This window comes from Streptomyces monomycini (assembly GCF_022271435.1).
GTDB lineage: Bacteria > Actinomycetota > Actinomycetes > Streptomycetales > Streptomycetaceae > Streptomyces > Streptomyces monomycini.
This window is the reverse complement of record NZ_JAFIQY010000021.1, coordinates 106,376-123,089: the sequence shown is the minus strand read 5'-3', so window position 1 is coordinate 123,089 and position 16,714 is coordinate 106,376. Positions and strand designations below refer to the sequence as shown.

Sequence of the window (16,714 nt, the reverse complement as noted above, 5' to 3'; positions counted from 1 at the left end):
ACCCCCAGCCTCCCGCACCCGCTGATCTGGGCGGCAGTCGCAGGGGCCGGGCGGGACCTTCCCCGTGGCGGCGAAGTACTCCAGCACGCACCCCCGCCTGGCCTCGGGGTTGTGCTTCACGAGCTGCCCTGCGCGGGAGCGCTCCACGAGCGTCACGCCATGACGTATCCGATCGCGCGTCACGCGGATGGTGCGGCGCGGCACGGTCATGATCTGCTGCCACTCGTACTCCGTGTACGCCGCCACCGGCTCAGCGTCTCCCGGCGCCGGCAGGCGCACACGCCGCCGTCGTCTTCGACTGCGACGGGCTCCTGGTCAACACCCAAGGCGCCTGGGACCGCGCCTACGAAGCCCTCTTCTCCCACTACGGGCGCCGCCTGGCCCATACCGACCAGCACGGCCCGTCGGAATCCAGCTCGTCCCCCCTGGGCCACCGCCTCGCAGACCTCCACTTCGACGCCCACCTGCGCGTTCCGGACCTGATGGCATCGGAGCTGTGGGACCACCTCGGCATCCGGCCCCGCATCTGCCGCGGGCCTGGGCGGTGGCCGCGCGCCGCCGGTTGAGCCCGTTTGGCTCGGTCTGAGCGAGTTTCTGAGTGCGTGTCACAATGTGCGCTCCGTGAGCGTTCCGCCCTGCCCGCCGGCTGCCCACATGGCGCGGGGCGGTCTCTCATTACGACGAAAGACAACCATGAGACGCAAAAGATCCTTGGCGCCGCCACGGCGCCACCCGGCGGGACTCGGGGCGTTCCTGCGCACCCGAATATCCGGGCTGCTGACCCTCGTGCTGCTCATCGGCCTGTGCGAGGCGTCCTTCCTGGCCGTCCCGGCGAGCGCGCAGAGGCCGGCCTCACCTCCGGGGGCGGCCGTGCCGCAGCAGGCAGCGGCCGTTCCGGAGAAGGTCATCACGTTCAACGCCCAGGGCGGAAACGGGTGGGAACCCATCAGGAACGGGCTGCTGAGACACGCCGACCTGGTGGCACTTCAGGAAGTCACCACGCTGCCCGCCGGCCTGTCCGTCTGCACCCAGCAGAGCGAGAACTTCATTCTGGACAATTTCGGTGACCAGCGAACCACTGCCACCGGACTGCCCCCTCAGCGATACCGCCTGTGCATGTACCGCTGGGGGCACTGGCGCGGCCAGAGTGAGCCGGGCTATCTGTACTACCTGAAGGTCTACGAAAAGCAGCGGACGGCAGACGCCCCGCTCAACGAGGCGGGTAACTCCGGGAAGTCCATGGCGATATGGACACGGTCACCGGCCGAAGACGCGACCACCGTGGAAGGGGCGGACCCGATGACGCCCAACAGGTGGATGCGGGAACGCCCCGCGCTGGGCCTGCAGTTCGGCAGCACCTGGTTCTTCAACGTGCACGCCGCGTCGATACGCCAGAACACCACCCCGAACCCGCACGCCGTCTCCCTGGTGCAGACCATCGGGAACAACGCTGGCGGCGCACCCTGGCGTGTGCTGGGCGATTTCAACTCTCTGTCGGACACGTTCCATCAAGCCGGCATCAACCGGCCGATCTACAATGCCCGATACCCGGACGGGCGAGCCGTTCCCACCCAGCAGAGCGGCTCCCCGCTGGACTTCATGGTCGCCGACCAGGAGATCCCGGATCTCGCCGTCGCCCTCAGCACCAGTGCTGACTCCGACCACTACCCGGTGCGCTTCGCTCCGTGGGATCCGGTCGACTGCAACGCGGCCATCTGGGGCCACTGGACCCGCTACAACGCGCCCCAGGGCCTGGAGCGCCGCAGCGCCCCCGCGGCGGCCTGCGAGGACAACGGCAAGAAGCAGGACGCCATCGTCTCGATGGGCGACAGCTTCATCTCCGGCGAGGCTGGGCGCTGGGCCGGAAATGCCGGCACCGGGCCGGGAGGCTCGGCGTGGGGCACGGACCGAGCCGCCCGGTGTGAGAGCGGCGAGAGCGGCTGCCGCACCGATCTGGGCCAGGTCTACGAGCCGGGCACCGCGTATGACGTGAAGAAGAACGGTGATGCCTGCGACCGTTCCCTGTCAGCCGAGATCAAGGGGGCCGAGGTCACGGGCATCCCTGAGGAACGGCGCTTCAACATCGCCTGTTCCGGAGCACGGACCGAGCATCTGGCCAAGGCCGCCTTCAAGGGGCAGCGCCCCCAGGTCGAGGACCTCAAGGACATCGCCAGGAATCACCACATCAAGATGATCGTGGTGTCCATCGGCGGCAACGACCTGAAGTTCTCGGACGTCATCGCGGCATGCGCCAAGGCATACTTCGCCCCGTCCGCCCTGGGCGCCTCGTGCAAGAAGAGCGAGCAGGAAGCGTTCGAGGAACGGCTACGGCAGGCGGAGAAGGATGTCGAGGGTGCCGTGGAGGGCATCCGGACCGCGATGCGGCAGGCGGGCCAGGAGGACTCCAGCTACCAGCTCGTCCTGCAGTCCTACCCCAACCCTCTGCCGCGCAGCAGCCAGTACCGCTACCCGCAGAACGACGCCCCCGTGGGCGGCGTACTCACCTCCTACGGCCGCTACCGCAACGGCGGCTGCCCGTTCTTGGACGAGGACACCGACTGGGCGCACGGCTATGTCGTCCCCAAGATCAGCAGCATGCTGCGCGGGGTCGCCGCGCGCAGCGGTTCGACCTTCCTGGACTTGCAGTACGCCTTCGCCGGGCACGAGCTGTGTGCCACATCGTCCCAGCAGGCCACCGCGGAGCACTCCCTGAAGAACCCGCTCCCGGCAGACAAGGCCGAGTGGATCCGCTGGGTTCCCTACGTGACGGAGCAGACCAAGGATGTCCTCTGGGGTTCCCAGGGGCACCAGCAGGAGGCGATCCACCCCAACCTCTACGGACAGCAGGCGCTCGGAGCCTGCCTGACCGCGGCCGCCGCCCGGCTCGGCAACGCGCCACAGGTGTTCACCTGCCGCGGTGCGGCCGGCAAGAACCCCGACACGGTGCAGGTGGACCAGGACAAGGTCGATTGGACGCTCAGCAGCCAGAACCGTCGTGCTCCACAGCCCGGGCTGCCGGACTGGAGTCGGGCGGGCTACCGGGGCGGGCAGCCACTGCCCGGCGAGTCCGCGATCAACCCCGACCCGGCCTGCCGGGTCGGACCGGCCCGGCTCGCTGCCGACTTCGGCGTCCGGCCCGATGACGGGGCCGACGATACCCTGGGCCTGCAGAACGCGATCGAAGAGCTGCGCACCCGCTGCTCGCCGTACGCGAACTATGACAAGCTCTCGCTCATCGAGCTGCCCAAGGGCGTGCTGAACATCAGCGAGCAACTGTCCGTCAACGCCTCCTACCTCGTCATCCGCGGGCAGGGATCGAACCCCGACGACGGCAGCCGCCTGGTGTTCCGTCCCGATGAGACGACCCGCTACGACGCCCTCACCCCGGACGGCGGCCGCTGGGACCAGCAGACGACCGTCTTCCAGTGCAAAGTGAAGCCCGACGAAAAGACACCACCCCAGGCAGGCCAGGGCGGCTGGATCTGGCCCGGCCGCGGGCTGTTCCGCGTCCAGACACTGGAGGTCGCCGACCGCTACAAGGAACGTTGCGCCTTTCCCCCGAAGAATCGCGAGGACCTCTTCCAGGGCTCGGTCAACCAGCACTGGGCCTCGGGCGTGAAGGTCGCCGAGGCGCCCGGCGGCCAGGGCTTCGCCGCCCGCCGAGGCGACCGGGTCATCAAGCTCCAGCCCAGGACACGGATGGAGCGGTTCCCGGTCGGCGGATACATCTGGGTCGGCGCCGCCAACACCCAGAAGTTCTACGACGAGCAGACGGTCCCCGTGGGGAGCAAGGGCATCGAGGACCTGCACATGCGCCAACAGGTCTTCACCATCGCCGCCGTCGACGAGCACAACGGCACCGTCACCCTCGACCAGCCCCTGGAATTCGATGTCCCGGTGGACTCCGCCTCCGACGGCTCAGCGCCGCTGGGCGGAACCGACGCCAAGCCCTACGCCAGCAAGGTCACCCCGCTGCAGATGGTGGTCGGCGTCGGCTTCGAGAACTTCTCCTTCACCCAGGACATGAAGGGCCTCCCCAAGCTGCGCGGCGGCACCTACGACCTTTCCCCGGAGGACGCCAAGCACAATTACGGCAACCTCGCCCCCGAATACGCCATGCACGGCATCGTGTTCAAATGGGCCGCCAACTCCTGGGTACGCGGCATCCGCGCCGACATGACCGGCTCCCACCCGATCGTCACCGAGGTCGCCAAGAACCTCCAGATCGAGCACAACACGATCGACGGCGCCTGGAACAAGGGCAAGGGCGGCAACGGATACCTGCGCGGCAGCCGGGTGTGGGACTCGCTCTACGCCCACAACACCACCCGCAACATTCGCCACTTCACCTTCCAGTGGTCGGCCTCCAACAACGTCGCCATCGGCAACGACTTCGACTCCGACCTCAACCTGCACGGAGGCTGGGAACGCCACAATCTCTTCGAGAACAACACCGTGCGGGTGCCCTACGAGCACCGCTCCAGCAATTGCAAGGCCAACTGCGGCGGAGAAGGCGGCGAGGTCAAGGACGACTCTCAGTGGTTCCCCATCTGGTGGGCCGCCGGCCCCAAGGCCGTCAAGTGGTCGGGCTCCTCAGGACCACAGAACGTCTTCTTCCGCAACACCTTGACCAAACAGACCCGCCCGGGCGGCCCGTTCGAAAACTACGCTCCCTACGGGGCCGTCGGCACCGCAGCACAGACCGTCTTCCAGCTCGGCTCCGACGGCAGCGACCCATCCCGCTTCCAACATCTGCCCATCCAGGACTGGGCCCACAATGAACTGCGCGACTTCTCCGGCCAGGGCGTCAATACCAGCCGCACCGACGCCGGGCCGTCCCTGTTCCTGAAAACCCTTTCCTGACCCTGCCCCGCCCCGGCGGTCTACCAGCGGTGTCGGTAGCCCGCCGGGGCGGGCCGAACCGCGATTCACACCCCAAATGCCCGTACGCGGCCATCATGGCCGAGTGTGAATAGCCGCGGTACAGAAAGTGGCGTTGAGATTGATCATGGTCGGCCGGCACACGGGATGTGGCTGCCGCTGGTGTTCGTGGAAAGCTCGCCGGGCGGCTGTTGGCACTGGCTGCATTCCGCCTCGTTCCGGTGGAGTTTCTGACCGATGAGCAGGCCGAGGCGTGCGGAACATTCACCCAGGTGCCCACGCGCCCGGAGCTGGAGCGGTTCTTCTTCCTCGATGACGACGACCGTGACCTGATCGCGCTGCGGCGTACGGACACGCACCGGCTGGGCATGGCGGTGCAGATCTGCACCGTCCGCTACATCGGCTGGCCCCTGGGCGACGATCCGCTGGCGGTCCCGTGTGAGGTCGTGGAGTACCTGGCCGGGCAGCTCGGCATCGCCGACGCGTCGTGTGTGAAGCGGTATCCCGAGCGGCGCAGGACGCCGTACGAGCACGCGCAGGAGGACCCAGGCGCAGTTCACGTACCGCGACTTCACCAACCGGCAGTGGGGGCGGGAGTTCTGCGGGTTCCTGTACGGGCGGGCGTGGACGCACCCCGAGGGGCCGGTGGCGCTGTTCAACCGCGCGGTGGCGTGGCTGCGGAAGGGCCGGGTCCTGGTGCCGGGGGTGTCGGTGCTGGCCCGGCAGGTGTCGGGGGCCCGTACGGTGGCCGAGCGGCGCCTGTACGAGGCGGTGGCCCGTGCCGCGCACCGGGCCGATCCCGCGCTCGCGCCGGCGCTGGCCGGGCTGCTGGAGGCGCCAGGGGGCAAGCGCGTCTCCGAGCTGGAGCGGCTGCGTACGCCGCCGGTGAAGTCGACGGGCACGGCGATGGAGCGGGATCTCCGCGTTCGCGCTGGGGCAGGTGAACCTGTCGCTGGACGGTCCCGCTGGCCATACATCCTCCGAATACTCACAACGGGCCCCGCCCTCGCGGCGGCCCAGACGACTGCCGACGTCACGAGCAGCACGCCACCAGGGCAGGGTCCGCGGACGCATCGTCGCAACGACGGCAGACGCCGGCCGTGCACCCGGCCCGACGCGGTCACCGGCGACAAGGCGTACTCCTCCCGGGGCCACAGGGCCCACCTGCGCAGGCGTGGCATCAAGGCAGTGATCCCGGAGAAGGCCGGCCAGGCGACCAACCGGAACAACAAGGGCCGCCGCGGCGGGCGGCCCCTCGCCTACGACGTCGGCCTCTACCGGGACCGCAACACGGTCGAGCGCCTGATCAACAAACTCACAGCGTGGCGCGGTATCGCAAGACACCGAGAGCTACCGGGCAGCACTCCACCTCGGCTGCGCGATCATCTGGCTCCGCAGCCTCACTTGAAGACCCGACCTCCGCCTGGCAGGTACCGGCGGCGGGCAGGCGGTGCGGCGACAGTGCGGGTGGGGGACAGCGAACCGCTCCGTCAGCCGGGTGGACGGCACGCTGATGGCGATGCCCTGCTGGAGTCGGTGCCGCGCATCAGGTCTGCGGCTCGTTCGGCCACGGCGTACACCGTGGCGACCGTGTTCGCCGACGGAATGGACGGGAACACCGAGGCGTCGGCGACCCTCAGCCCGTCGATGCCGTGGACCCGCAGGTCGGGCCCGGTGACAGAGAGGGGGTCGGCCCCCATTCGGCAGGTGCCCACCGGATGGCAGTACGAGGTGAGGGTCCGGCGCACGAATGCGCGCAACGCCTCGTCGTCGTGTGCGTCCGGCCCGGGGGCCACCTCCCGGCCGCGCCACGGCGCGAGCGCCGGGGCGTGGCCGATCTCGCGGACGAGCCGCACACCGGCGACGACCGCCGCCAGGTCACGCCCGTCGGTGTAGAAACCCGGATCGAGCACCGGCGCCGCACCGGGATCGTCGCTTGCCAGGCGCAGCGTGCCGCGGCTGTACGGGCGGATCGCGGAGACAGCGATGGTGTAGCCGTCCTCGGGGTCCGTGGCCGAGGCCGGATGGGAGGGGAGGTCGACGAAGACGACCTGGAGGTCCGGCTCTTCGACAGCGGGGTCGCTGCGTAGGAGACCGATGGCTTCGCCGTGGTTGTTGCGCCGTGGCGGCAGCGGGCGGGCCGCGCTCGACATGACGTTGACGATCGGATGGTCGTGGAGATTGGCGCCGACGCCCGGCAGGTCGAGGACGGTCGGGACACCCACGTCGGCCAGATGGGGCTGGGGGCCGATGCCCGACAGGAGCAGCAGCTGCGCGGAGCCGATGGCACCGGCAGTCAGGACGACTTCCCCCGCGCAGTCGACGCTCACCTCGTCGGTGCCGGTACGGTACTCCACGCCGGCACAGCGCCCGCGGCTGATGCGCAGCCGCCGCACCAGGGCGTTGGTCACGACGCTCAGGTTGGGCCGCTTTAGGGCCGGCGCGAGATAGGCGTCGGCGGCGCTCTGCCGCCTGCCGTCGACGATGTTGAGGTCCGTCAGTCCGAAGCCCTCCTCCAGGCCGCCGCTGATGTCGGCGGCCCTGGTGTACCCCATCTCCGCGGCCGCTTCCAGGCACGCTTCGATGACCGGATGCGGCGGGTTGGCGGGCCCCACGGTCAGGGGGCCGTCGATCCCGCGCAGTGCCGGATCGCGGCCCACCGCGGTCTCACTGCGCCGGAAGTACGGCAGCAGATCGTCGAAGCCCCAGCCCTTGGCGCCCTGGCCGGGCCACCGGTCGTAGCCCAAGCGGTGGCCGCGGGCGAAGACCATGCCGTTGATCGCCGAGGACCCGCCGAGCCCGCGCCCACGCGGCAGTCGTACAGATGTGCCGGTGGCTGACTGCTCGACGGTGAAGTCTCCCCAGTTCGCGGGGGTCTGGAGCAGAGTCGGCCATGCGGGAGGCGAGGCCTGCGCGGGCAGCATCTTCGAGCCACCCGCCTCGATCAACAGGACCTGCGTGTTCACGTCCTGCGACAGCCTCGCCGCCAGCACACAGCCGGCCGTCCCCGCGCCCACGATGACGAAGTCGAATCCCGGCACGCGGCCCTCCTTCGGAGCGTCGTCACTCCTGCACGGCTTCGCCCAGCCGCTATCAGGTAGCGAAGCATCACGGTCGCACGGCGGGAAGATGACGCGCGGCTTTGATTCCGTCACCGTGATGGTCCGAAACACCGCCGACCAGGCGCCGTATCCGGGGCCGGCGCGCTACGGGACAGGTGACCAGGACCGCTTCTTCGGCCGAGACCACCTCATCCAGCAGCTGCTGGTCATGGTGCGCGAGAGACCCGTGCCGGTGTTGGTCGGCCCGTCTGGCACTGGTGAGTCCTCGCTCCTGCGTGCCGGACCGATCCCGAACCTGCGCACTACTCCCACCGTCCGCTGCCCCATACGCCGTCGGACGACGGCGAAGCCCGGCCGCTGACCAGCGCACGGCACCTCCGTCCAAGGCGCCCCGATCGGTGTCCAGCCACAGCGTGATCACGACTCCGCACGAGGTCCGGTGCGATGTCGCAGTCGTCGGCGGTGGTCTTGTCGGGATGGCGGCGGCGCTCCGGCTCGCGGAGCGCGGAGTCGATGTGATTCTGCTCGAAGCCGGGTATTGCGGCTGGGGTGCGAGTTCACGCAACGCGGGCTACTTGTCGAATGCCTTGGCCGGAGACCCGCAACTGTTGCGCCTGCTGTACCGAAGCCGGCTGCGCGACCTCGTTCGGTACGGCGGGAGTGCGGCGAAGTTCACCGAAGGTCTGATCGGCCGCCTCGCCCTTGACTGCGAGTACGACCCCACGGGCAACGTCATCGCCACCGTCTCCACCGGACAACTCCGGCACTTGAGGAAGAACATGCAGATCCTCCGCGACGCGGGGGCGGACGTGGAATTCGTCGACGGCCGTGACTTCGGGCTGCCGGAAACGTTCCTGGGCGGCATCTTCGAGCGGGGCGGTGGCCTGCTGAACCCCGGGAAGCTCGCCTTCGGACTCAGGGCCGCACTACTGGCGTCGAGCGCGAAGGTGTTCGAGCGGACGGCCGTCCAAGCCGTCGAGCCGGACAGTACAAGCGTCGTGCTCAGCGTGCCGGGCGGGCGCGTCCACGCCGAGCGGGTCGTGCTCGCGACCAACGCCCACTCCCGCGACCTGGAGATCGCCCCGAGCGGTATCACGCCCGTCTGGACCAGCTTGGTGGAGACCGAGCCGGTCGATCCCGACCGTCTGGCGGCGATCGGCTGGACAAGCCGTACCGGCATCATCACCCCGCACACGATTCTCGAGAACTACCGGCGCACCGCTCGCGACACGATCATGTTCGGTACCCGTCGGCTCCAGGCGGCGCCGCCGGCGCTGGGTGCCCACGAGCCGGATCGCGCGGTGGTGGCGGATCTCGTCCAGGGCTTCCACGAGCGGTTCCCGTCGCTCGGCTACGTCGCGCCGCATCGGGCGTGGGGCGGGTGGGTGGCCATGACGTCCTTCCTCCCGGTCGCTGGAGAGGCCACGAAGAACGTCTTCTACGCCGTCAGCTGCAACGGTCACGGGCTGTCCCAGTCGCCCTACGTCGGCACGCTGCTGGCCGACCGGCTCGCCGGTGACGAGGTCCACGACGACCTGCGTGCGATCTGGCGGCCGCGACCGCCATACATGCCCTCGCTCGCGCTCGGCGCGACGGCACTGAAGGCCGGGTGGGTGGTCGACCGCATTTCGGACCGCCTGGGTCGCCGGCGCTGAGGAGCCACGCCCGACTCGTTGGCGAAGGCACGGCCGAAGGGCCGGCCGCTGTGCGGGTCGTCCCTCTCAGATGCCTTCGAGGGCGGACACCAGGCTCGCCACGGTGGCGGTGTCGAAGACGAATGCGACGCAGGAGTTGACCGTCACGGCACGGCGCGTCTCTCGGGAGGTGAGCGCGACGTCGGCCGTGCCGAACGTCGTCATGACGGAGAAAGCGAAGAAGAGGTAGTCGCTCCAGAACGTGGCTTCCCGGCCCGGAGTTCAAGCGCTCCCTCGTCCTCCACGAGACTGTCCGCCTGGAACGCGACCGCGAAGGACACGGCCACGCAGATCAAGGCGTTGGCGACCAGGACGAGCGCCACTGCCGCACGGGGCGCCGGTTCGAGCACGGAACCGATGGGGCCGGACAGCCAGTGGTTGTGTCGGCGCTGAGCCGGCGACTGAGGCAAGGGCGACCTCCTCTGACGGTGGACTGCCGGCCCCATGACCTTGAAGCTCCGCCAGCGGCGGGCACTCCTGCCGGTTACGCCGTAGAACGTGTCGCCCTCCAGGCCGGGCCGGCCCCTCTCACAACTGCCTGCGACGGCGGAAGCGAGGAACGCACTCCCCTGCGAACCCTGTCAGGAGTACGACTCCAGATACGCGGTGATGAGGCGCCGCGCTTCGTCGATCGTTGCGCCGTCGCCCTGTGGTGTGCGGCGGAAAGCCACGTCGAAGAGGCGATTGCCCACCTCGAAGGAGAGCTGTACGGCGAGCCGCGGAGTGTCGGCGGAGGCGAGGCCGCGGTTGACGAGATGGCGCCACAGGCGCTCCGCCTGTACGTCGTCGAAGGACCGCACCAGCTCGACGAGCATCTGGTGGCGGCCCGTGAACCACAGCTCGGTGCAGCTCCGATGGGCACGGTAGTAGTCCCACAGGATGTCGATCATCACGTCGACCGCCTCGCGCAGCGTCTGAGCCTCGGGCTTCTCCAGCGTGGCCGTGATGCGCGTGTCGAGCTCGGTCATGTGCCGCCGCAGGAGCTCGGCCTCGACCTGGTGCCGGTCGGGGAAGTAGTGGTACATCGACGCGGTCGGGATGCCCGCGCGCTCGCCGATCGCCTTGAGTGTGGCGGCCTCGTAGCCCTGCTCGGCGAGCAAGGCCTCGGCTGCGTCGAGGATCGCGCGCCGTCGCTCCTGGCCACGGCGCTGGACGCCGGGCGTACGCTTCTGCCCCCGGATTGCTGCACTGTTCTCGAACACGATTCGACATCGTATCAATCGCTTCCCCAGCCAGCCCGACGTCTCCGGCCTGGGGCAGTGCGCCGGGTGCCACTCCGCGGCGTGCGGTTCGCAGGCTCAGAAGCGCCATCATCAGGGCTCCTTGCCTCGGGCGACGAGCTCGTCCTCGTTACTTCAGGCTCACGGGAACCACCCTCGCCGCGTTCTCGCCCGACGTTGCCGCATCAGCAAGGGAAGGCATGTCGAGCTGGTAGTCGCCGGCCAGATGGATCGGCCCGGGAGGGTTCGCAAGGTCGGCGAGGCCTCCCGTGCTCCCAGCGCCCGGAACGGCACCACACGGTGGTGGCGTCGGCCGATTCCCTCCCCGAGCCTGCCTTCGAGCTGTGGGTGGAGCGTGAGCAGATCCTTGGTGAACCGAGCGGTGATTCCGCCGATCGTCGAGCACTCCCGTACCGTGGCGGCGCTCGCGAAGCCGAGGAGCGCGCCCGCGGCCACGTCCCCGGGGTAGTGCACGCCGGCGTGGACGTGGGAAGACCCGACCGCGGCTGCCAGGAGGCCGAGCGGCGGCCCGGCCATGGACAGGACGGATCCGACAGCGGCGGCGAACGCGTCGGCCGAGGCCGTGTGCTCAGGGGGGGAACGAGGCCGAGGCCGGCATGGGCACGTGCCGGGCCACGGCCACCCGGGCCGCCTCCCGGTCCGGACGGTTTCTGCGCACCAGGCGCTTGCCGACCAGATTGGCCGCGGCGGAGGCGGCGCCTCACCGCGTCCCGGCTGTGCCCTTCTTCCACGTCGTGCTCGCCCTCTCGGCCCGGCTCGTGGCACCAGGCGGCACGTTCTCGTGGCGGAGGGCGTCCTGGCCGGGCCGTATGAGGGAGCGTGGAGCCTACGTCGCACGAAACCGCCCCTCCTCCACCTCGGCGACCCGGCCCTCGCTCGTCAACCGCTCCAGGTGCTGCGCCGCCGTCCTGCGCTCTACGGGCCTCACCTGCGGACCTTCGATGTGGGAGCGGTAGACCAGCCGGTGCTCGACGATTTCCTCGACGCTCCGCGGCTCGCGGAGGAACGCGAGGAGTTCCGCTTCCCGCTTCTCCACCACGCCGGCGTACGCGTCGATCCGGCGCCGGAACTCCGCGGTGCCCTCGATCACGCCCTTCTGGTGAAACGTTCCGTACCAGCGCGCGTCGATCTCGCGGCACCGGCGCATCGACGCCTCGAAGTCGGCGAGGCTGCTGCCGGGGTCGCCGTAGTACGGGCCGAACGACGTGAGGTCGATGTCCGCGATGAACAGGAACCCGTCCGGTTCGATCAGGAAGCCGCTGTGGCCTGCCGTGTGGCCGGGGAGGTGGACGACGGTCACCGTGCGGCCGCCGAGGTCGAACACGGTGCCGTCGTCGAACCCCGCCGCGTCCGGGCGTCCGCGCACGTGGAACCGGTCCCGCAGCTCCTGGTCGGTGGCGTCGGCCGCGTCGGGCGGCAGGCCCAGCCCGGCGACCATCGCCTCGCGGGAGCGCAGCGCGTCGAGGTCGGCGGTGTGGATATGGACCGGTACGTCGTAGCCACCGAGGCCGGCGATGTGGTCCTCGTGCGCGTGGCTGACGAGGACCGCGTCGGCCGGCGGCGGCGCTGCTGCTGCGAGCGACAGCGAGGGGTCGACGACCAGTGTGGCCTCCGCTCCCCGTACGAGCAGTGAGTTTCCGTACGGGTAGGCGCCGCGTGCCGCGCCGAGGAGCACGCTGACCGCGCCATACCCGGCTACCGCGTATCCCGAGGCGGACGTGAGCGGGTCCGTCACGCCCCTCGATCCGCTCTCCGCCCCCGTGCCCGCGTCGCGTGCGGCACGGGCACGGGGGCAGCGGGGCGCGGGGGCCGGATCAGCCGTCACCGCTGCCGGCCATGGCGACGGCTCGGATCTCGACCAGCAGTTCAGGACGGGCCAGTTGGGTGATGCCGACGGCGGTCCAGGCAGGATACCGGTCGGGCAGGTACTCGTCCTTGACCTTGGTGAACTCCCCCATGTCGCCTCGGAGACCGGTGTGGAACGTCGTCAGCTCGACGATGTCGGCCAGGCCGGCTCCCGCGGCTTCCAGAACGTTCTTCACGCCCTCGAACGCGAGCCGGGCCTGAGCTTCCATGCCGGCGGCGGGCCGCAGGGTGTCCCGGTCGATCCCCACTTGGCCCGACACCCAGATCAGGTCGCCGGCGCGGGCCGCCTGCGAGAAGTGCAGCTGCTCGTAAAGCGCCTGCGTGTGCGGCGGGTTGATGAGTTGGCGTTTCAAGTCGCAGAACCCTTCGCCATTGCCGTTACGGGAGTTGGCGGTGTGGTCACAGGAGTTGGCGGAAGACCGGCGAGCGGAAGGGGTCCCCCGGGGCCAGCTTCGCCATCTCCTCCACGAAGAGGATGCCGTCGCGGGCGTAGCGCTCGTTCACGGTCGGCAGGGGGCGGAACGCCGCGTCGTCGCCGAAGAAGCGCAGGACCAGCGTGTGGCGGTCCGGGCACCCGGCGTCGACGCCGGCGCCGCCGTGCAGCGAGCGGGGGTGCAGCACGAGGACGTCGCCGGGGTCGACCGCCCACGAGAGCACGTCGTAGGGCACGTCATGGGTGTCGCGGCCGGCCGCGAGTTCGGCGTCGATGTCCGGTAGCCGCGGCAGGACGCCGCCGCCGTGCAACGGCTCGGTCGGGTCGTCGAGATCGAAGGTGGTCCCGTCGTACTGGACGCCGCGGTGGGAGCCGCGGACGACCTCCAGCGAATTGCGCTTCGGTACGTGCTGGAAACTGATCCACGCGTTGCCCCAGTGCTCGCCCGCCCAGGGCAGATACGCGGTGTCCTGGTGCCAGCAGCTTCGGGCGCTCCGCCCGCCGGTCTTGAGGAAGACCTCCTCGGCGAAGTACCAGACGTGCTCCGAGCCCCACAGCCCGGCGAACAGCTCGCCGAACGGCAGCGACGACACCATCGCGTCCAGCCGTTCCTTGGCGAGCGGGTTGGCGTTGTCCACGTGCGAGCGCCGCTCGGTCCCGTCGAACATCGTTGCCGCGTGCGGGCCGGGGTTCGCCACGGCCCAGTCGAACGCCTCACGACACCGCGCCAACTGCCCTTCCTCCAGGCAGTCCTCGATGAGGACGGCGCCGTCTTCCCTGAACGCTTCCCGAACTGACTCATCCATCGGTGACTCTCCTTCAGGCTTTCAGGCGGGGAGACGCAAGAACGGTAGAAGACGGCCGCCTTTTACACAACGCTTGTTACGAAAAAGGTGTGCCAGAATCACGGGCAACGGAAGGGGAGGTCCGACGAGTGAGCGGCGACAACGGGACCGAGCAGGCTGTACGGCGCGGACGCCCCACCGGCGACCACGCCGCGAAACGCGCCGCGCTCCTGGAGGCAGCGGCATCGGTCATCGCGCGGGAGGGGTACGCCAACGCCTCACTGCGCAAGGTGGCCCAGCGCGCGGGATGCACGACCGGAGCGGTGACCTACTACTTCGCAAACAAGGATGAACTCGTCACCGCGCTGGCTGAGAGCCGCTTCGACACGTACGACGCGATGCTCGCCGCCGGCCGGGAACGCGCCGACCTCAGAGGGCTCCTGGAACGGTGGCTCGAACTGGTCGCCCGCGACCCCGACTTCTGGCCCGTCATGTCCCAGCTGCTCGCCCACGCCCGGTACGAACCATCCTTCGCCGCCCTCATCCAGCGGCGCTACGCCCGCTACCGCCAGGCACACGCCGCGGCCCTCGCCGCCGGCCAGGCCCACGGCACCGTCCGCGACGACATCCCCGCCGACCTGCTCGCCGACCAGCTCAGCGCCATGGGCGACGGCTGGATGATGATGCACCCCTTCGAACCCGAACGGTTCACTGCCGACCGCATCCGGGCCCTCATCGATGCCGCCATCACCCTGATCGCCCCCAGCCCGGGGCCGGGGCACGCGCGGAACGACTGAGGGAGCAGCACGTCCGCTGACGTACTCCACCCGTACGCTGTCACTCTTCTCCAACACCCACACCGTCCCGTGCCCCGGGCTCCAGCGGACCGGTACGACATATGGACACGATCCCCGGCGATGTGGAAGAGGCGCGGCCCCGAGTACCGGAACCCGAAGGCGCTGCCCTTCTCCCGGACGTGGAAGTAGCAGCTGCCGCCACCTCGGATCATGAGGTCGTCCTTGCTGAAGACCACCACGGCAGGGTCCTTGGCGCTCATGCTCCGCGCGGTGTCGGCGGCCCGGCCCCGGCCGCCGACGTACGCGTACACGGCCCAAAACAGCAGGAGCACGCTGATCAGAACGGTCAGCCCCCAGGCACTGGTGGTGACGCCGTCGCGACTCGGCGAGTCCTGCGGCACCGGGAGCATCGGACCCGGTGCCGGCGGGCGGGTACGGGCGTAAGCGGCGAGCAGGAAACCGACGATGGCACTGAGCGGGGCCGGTCTCCGCAGGTCAGAGGCGTAAAAAGCCGCATCAACGCAGGCCAGGCCGGTCCGGTGGACGACTTACCTACGTACCGGGATCGTCGGCCTCGACGATCGCCGGGAGCGACCCGCCTTCGCCCGCCCTCAGATCAGGTCCCGCATCTTCCGGACGCGGCTGCTCCACAGGGCCAGCGGGGCCAGGAAGGCGAAGGCGAACATCGTCCACATGGCGCCTCGATTGCCCAGTGCGGTGGCCATGGCTCCGGCCGTCAGGGCGCCGACGGGGATGGCTCCCCAGGAGACGAAACGTACGGTGGCCATGACGCGGGGCAGCAGTTCCATGCTGGTCACTGTCTGCCGGTGCGTGCGGGTGAGGATGCTCATGACCACCGCTGCGGCCCCGAAGCCCAGGTTGCCCACGGCGAAGAGCAGCAGGCCCCAACCGCCTTGCGCGAGCGGCAGGAACAGAACGAACACGGGACCGGCGGCTGTGACGTACAGAAGCGTCCGGGCGCTGCCCAACCTGTTCGCCATGCGGGTGGTGAGTGCCGCTCCGAACAGGCTGCCCAGGCCTTCGGTGGCGATCAGGAGGCCGACGAGGCTCGCGGGGGCGTGCAGGGTTCGTACGAGGAAGACGGGGGTGAGCGCCATCAGGCCGCCCAGGATGAAGTTGACCAGGGTCGCGGCTGCCACGCAGGGGCGGATCACCGCGTGGTGGGCGATGAAGCGCCAGCCTTCCTTGATGAGTGCCAGCGTCGACTCGCGCTTCGCCGGCGCGGTGGTGCAGGCGGGTCTGGGCAGGCTCCACAGGAGGAGGGCGGAGACGACGTAGCTGACGGCGTCGAGGAGAAGGCTGAGCGCCGAGCCGCAGAACTGTACGAGCACGCCGCCGATGGACGGCCCGCCGAGCTGGGTCGCCGAAGTGGAGGCGGAGGTGAGGCTGTTGCGTACCGTCAGCTCGTCCTTGCTGACGATCGCGGGGAGGAACGTCGAGTTGCCGACGTCGAACACCACGGTCGCCAGGCCGACGATCAGCGCGACGACCACGAGTTGGGCCAGGTGCAGCACGCCCAGCGCGTAGGCCACCGGCACCGAGACGATGGCGGCTGCCCTGATGAGGTCCATCACCACCTGGGTGCCGCGCAGCGGGAGGCGCTGCACGATGACGCCGGCGGGCAGGCCGATCGCGATCCAGGCGGCGTACTGGGCGGCCGGGAGCAGGCTCACCTCGAACGCCGAGGCGTGCAGCACGCCGACGGCCAGCAGCGGCAGGGCGACCGTGGTGACCGCGTCACCGACCTGACTGACCGTGGACGCCGTCCAGTAGCGCCAGAAGACGGAAGCGTTGCCGCGGCGGGCGGCGGTGGTGCCGGCGGGTGCGGGCGGAGCCGTCACGTCCGCCGGCTCGGCGTCCCCCCGCTGCGCCGTCATCGTATGCCCGCTTCCGCACCCGGGGACCTGCGGCGCGACCGGCCGAACTCGCTCATT

General features: G+C 69.8%; 11 protein-coding genes and 3 pseudogenes. 6 read left to right on the top strand and 8 right to left on the bottom strand.

What is annotated here, in order from left to right; genetic code table 11:
• The first annotated feature begins 693 nt into the window (after positions 1 to 693).
• From JXZ78_RS23265 to JXZ78_RS23250, 3 genes and pseudogenes are all read left to right on the top strand, one after another.
• Positions 694 to 4,863 (top strand): endonuclease/exonuclease/phosphatase family protein, encoded by a 4,170-nt coding sequence (locus JXZ78_RS23265; RefSeq protein ID WP_167745424.1) that lies wholly within the window; start codon positions 694 to 696, stop codon positions 4,861 to 4,863.
• A 215-nt stretch (positions 4,864 to 5,078) separates the two neighbouring features.
• Positions 5,079 to 5,805 (top strand): annotated as a pseudogene (locus JXZ78_RS41120) (DUF4158 domain-containing protein); the annotation flags it as partial.
• A 171-nt stretch (positions 5,806 to 5,976) separates the two neighbouring features.
• Positions 5,977 to 6,289, top strand: a pseudogene (locus JXZ78_RS23250) (transposase); the annotation flags it as partial.
• An 82-nt stretch (positions 6,290 to 6,371) separates the two neighbouring features.
• On the opposite strand, the gene JXZ78_RS23245 reads toward JXZ78_RS23250, so the two are convergent.
• Positions 6,372 to 7,922 (bottom strand): GMC family oxidoreductase, encoded by a 1,551-nt coding sequence (locus JXZ78_RS23245; protein ID WP_050502444.1) that lies wholly within the window; start codon positions 7,920 to 7,922, stop codon positions 6,372 to 6,374.
• Here JXZ78_RS23245 and JXZ78_RS41115 point away from each other — a divergent pair.
• Both JXZ78_RS41115 and JXZ78_RS23240 read left to right on the top strand, forming a co-directional pair.
• On the top strand, positions 7,900 to 8,304 hold the full coding sequence (locus JXZ78_RS41115) for an nSTAND1 domain-containing NTPase (RefSeq protein WP_372498438.1): 405 nt from the start codon (positions 7,900 to 7,902) through the stop codon (positions 8,302 to 8,304). The genes JXZ78_RS23245 and JXZ78_RS41115 overlap by 23 nt on opposite strands.
• A gap of 37 nt (positions 8,305 to 8,341) precedes the next feature.
• Positions 8,342 to 9,598 (top strand): NAD(P)/FAD-dependent oxidoreductase, encoded by a 1,257-nt coding sequence (locus JXZ78_RS23240; protein ID WP_030020021.1) that lies wholly within the window; start codon positions 8,342 to 8,344, stop codon positions 9,596 to 9,598.
• A gap of 66 nt (positions 9,599 to 9,664) precedes the next feature.
• Here the strand turns inward: JXZ78_RS23240 and JXZ78_RS41110 are convergent, their stop codons facing one another.
• The 6 genes and pseudogenes from JXZ78_RS41110 to JXZ78_RS23210 all read right to left on the bottom strand — a co-directional run bounded on the left by JXZ78_RS41110 (position 9,665) and on the right by JXZ78_RS23210 (position 13,983).
• Positions 9,665 to 9,802 (bottom strand): DUF1345 domain-containing protein, encoded by a 138-nt coding sequence (locus tag JXZ78_RS41110; protein WP_372498437.1) that lies wholly within the window; start codon positions 9,800 to 9,802, stop codon positions 9,665 to 9,667.
• 416 nt (positions 9,803 to 10,218) lie between these two features.
• Complete coding sequence (locus JXZ78_RS23230) at positions 10,219 to 10,839, bottom strand: TetR/AcrR family transcriptional regulator (protein WP_238783314.1); 621 nt, start codon at positions 10,837 to 10,839, stop codon at positions 10,219 to 10,221.
• A 432-nt stretch (positions 10,840 to 11,271) separates the two neighbouring features.
• Positions 11,272 to 11,572 (bottom strand): annotated as a pseudogene (locus JXZ78_RS40350) (phosphatase PAP2 family protein); the annotation flags it as partial.
• A gap of 132 nt (positions 11,573 to 11,704) precedes the next feature.
• On the bottom strand, positions 11,705 to 12,613 hold the full coding sequence (locus JXZ78_RS23220; RefSeq protein ID WP_030020019.1) for an MBL fold metallo-hydrolase: 909 nt from the start codon (positions 12,611 to 12,613) through the stop codon (positions 11,705 to 11,707).
• A gap of 79 nt (positions 12,614 to 12,692) precedes the next feature.
• Positions 12,693 to 13,097, bottom strand: a complete 405-nt coding sequence (locus JXZ78_RS23215) for a RidA family protein (RefSeq protein ID WP_030020018.1) — start codon at positions 13,095 to 13,097, stop codon at positions 12,693 to 12,695.
• Between the two features lie 46 nt (positions 13,098 to 13,143).
• A complete protein-coding gene (locus JXZ78_RS23210) occupies positions 13,144 to 13,983 on the bottom strand; it encodes a phytanoyl-CoA dioxygenase family protein (protein ID WP_030020017.1) in 840 nt (279 codons plus the stop codon).
• 128 nt (positions 13,984 to 14,111) lie between these two features.
• Here JXZ78_RS23210 and JXZ78_RS23205 point away from each other — a divergent pair, with 128 nt between their 5' ends.
• Entirely contained in the window at positions 14,112 to 14,759 is a 648-nt protein-coding gene (locus JXZ78_RS23205; protein WP_208870147.1) for a TetR/AcrR family transcriptional regulator, read from the top strand.
• A gap of 611 nt (positions 14,760 to 15,370) precedes the next feature.
• Here JXZ78_RS23205 and JXZ78_RS23200 read toward each other — a convergent pair.
• On the bottom strand, positions 15,371 to 16,657 hold the full coding sequence (locus tag JXZ78_RS23200) for an MFS transporter (protein WP_078624237.1): 1,287 nt from the start codon (positions 16,655 to 16,657) through the stop codon (positions 15,371 to 15,373).
• Positions 16,658 to 16,714: the final 57 nt, after the last annotated feature.

Coding starts and splice junctions, on each gene's coding strand:
- JXZ78_RS41115 (WP_372498438.1), top strand. CDS start 7,900: ATGACGAAGTCGAATCCCGGCACGCGGCCCTCCTTCGGAGCGTCGTCA.
- JXZ78_RS41110 (WP_372498437.1), bottom strand. CDS start 9,802: ATGACGACGTTCGGCACGGCCGACGTCGCGCTCACCTCCCGAGAGACG.
- JXZ78_RS23210 (WP_030020017.1), bottom strand. CDS start 13,983: ATGGATGAGTCAGTTCGGGAAGCGTTCAGGGAAGACGGCGCCGTCCTC.
- JXZ78_RS23265 (WP_167745424.1), top strand. CDS start 694: ATGAGACGCAAAAGATCCTTGGCGCCGCCACGGCGCCACCCGGCGGGA.
- JXZ78_RS23200 (WP_078624237.1), bottom strand. CDS start 16,657: ATGACGGCGCAGCGGGGGGACGCCGAGCCGGCGGACGTGACGGCTCCG.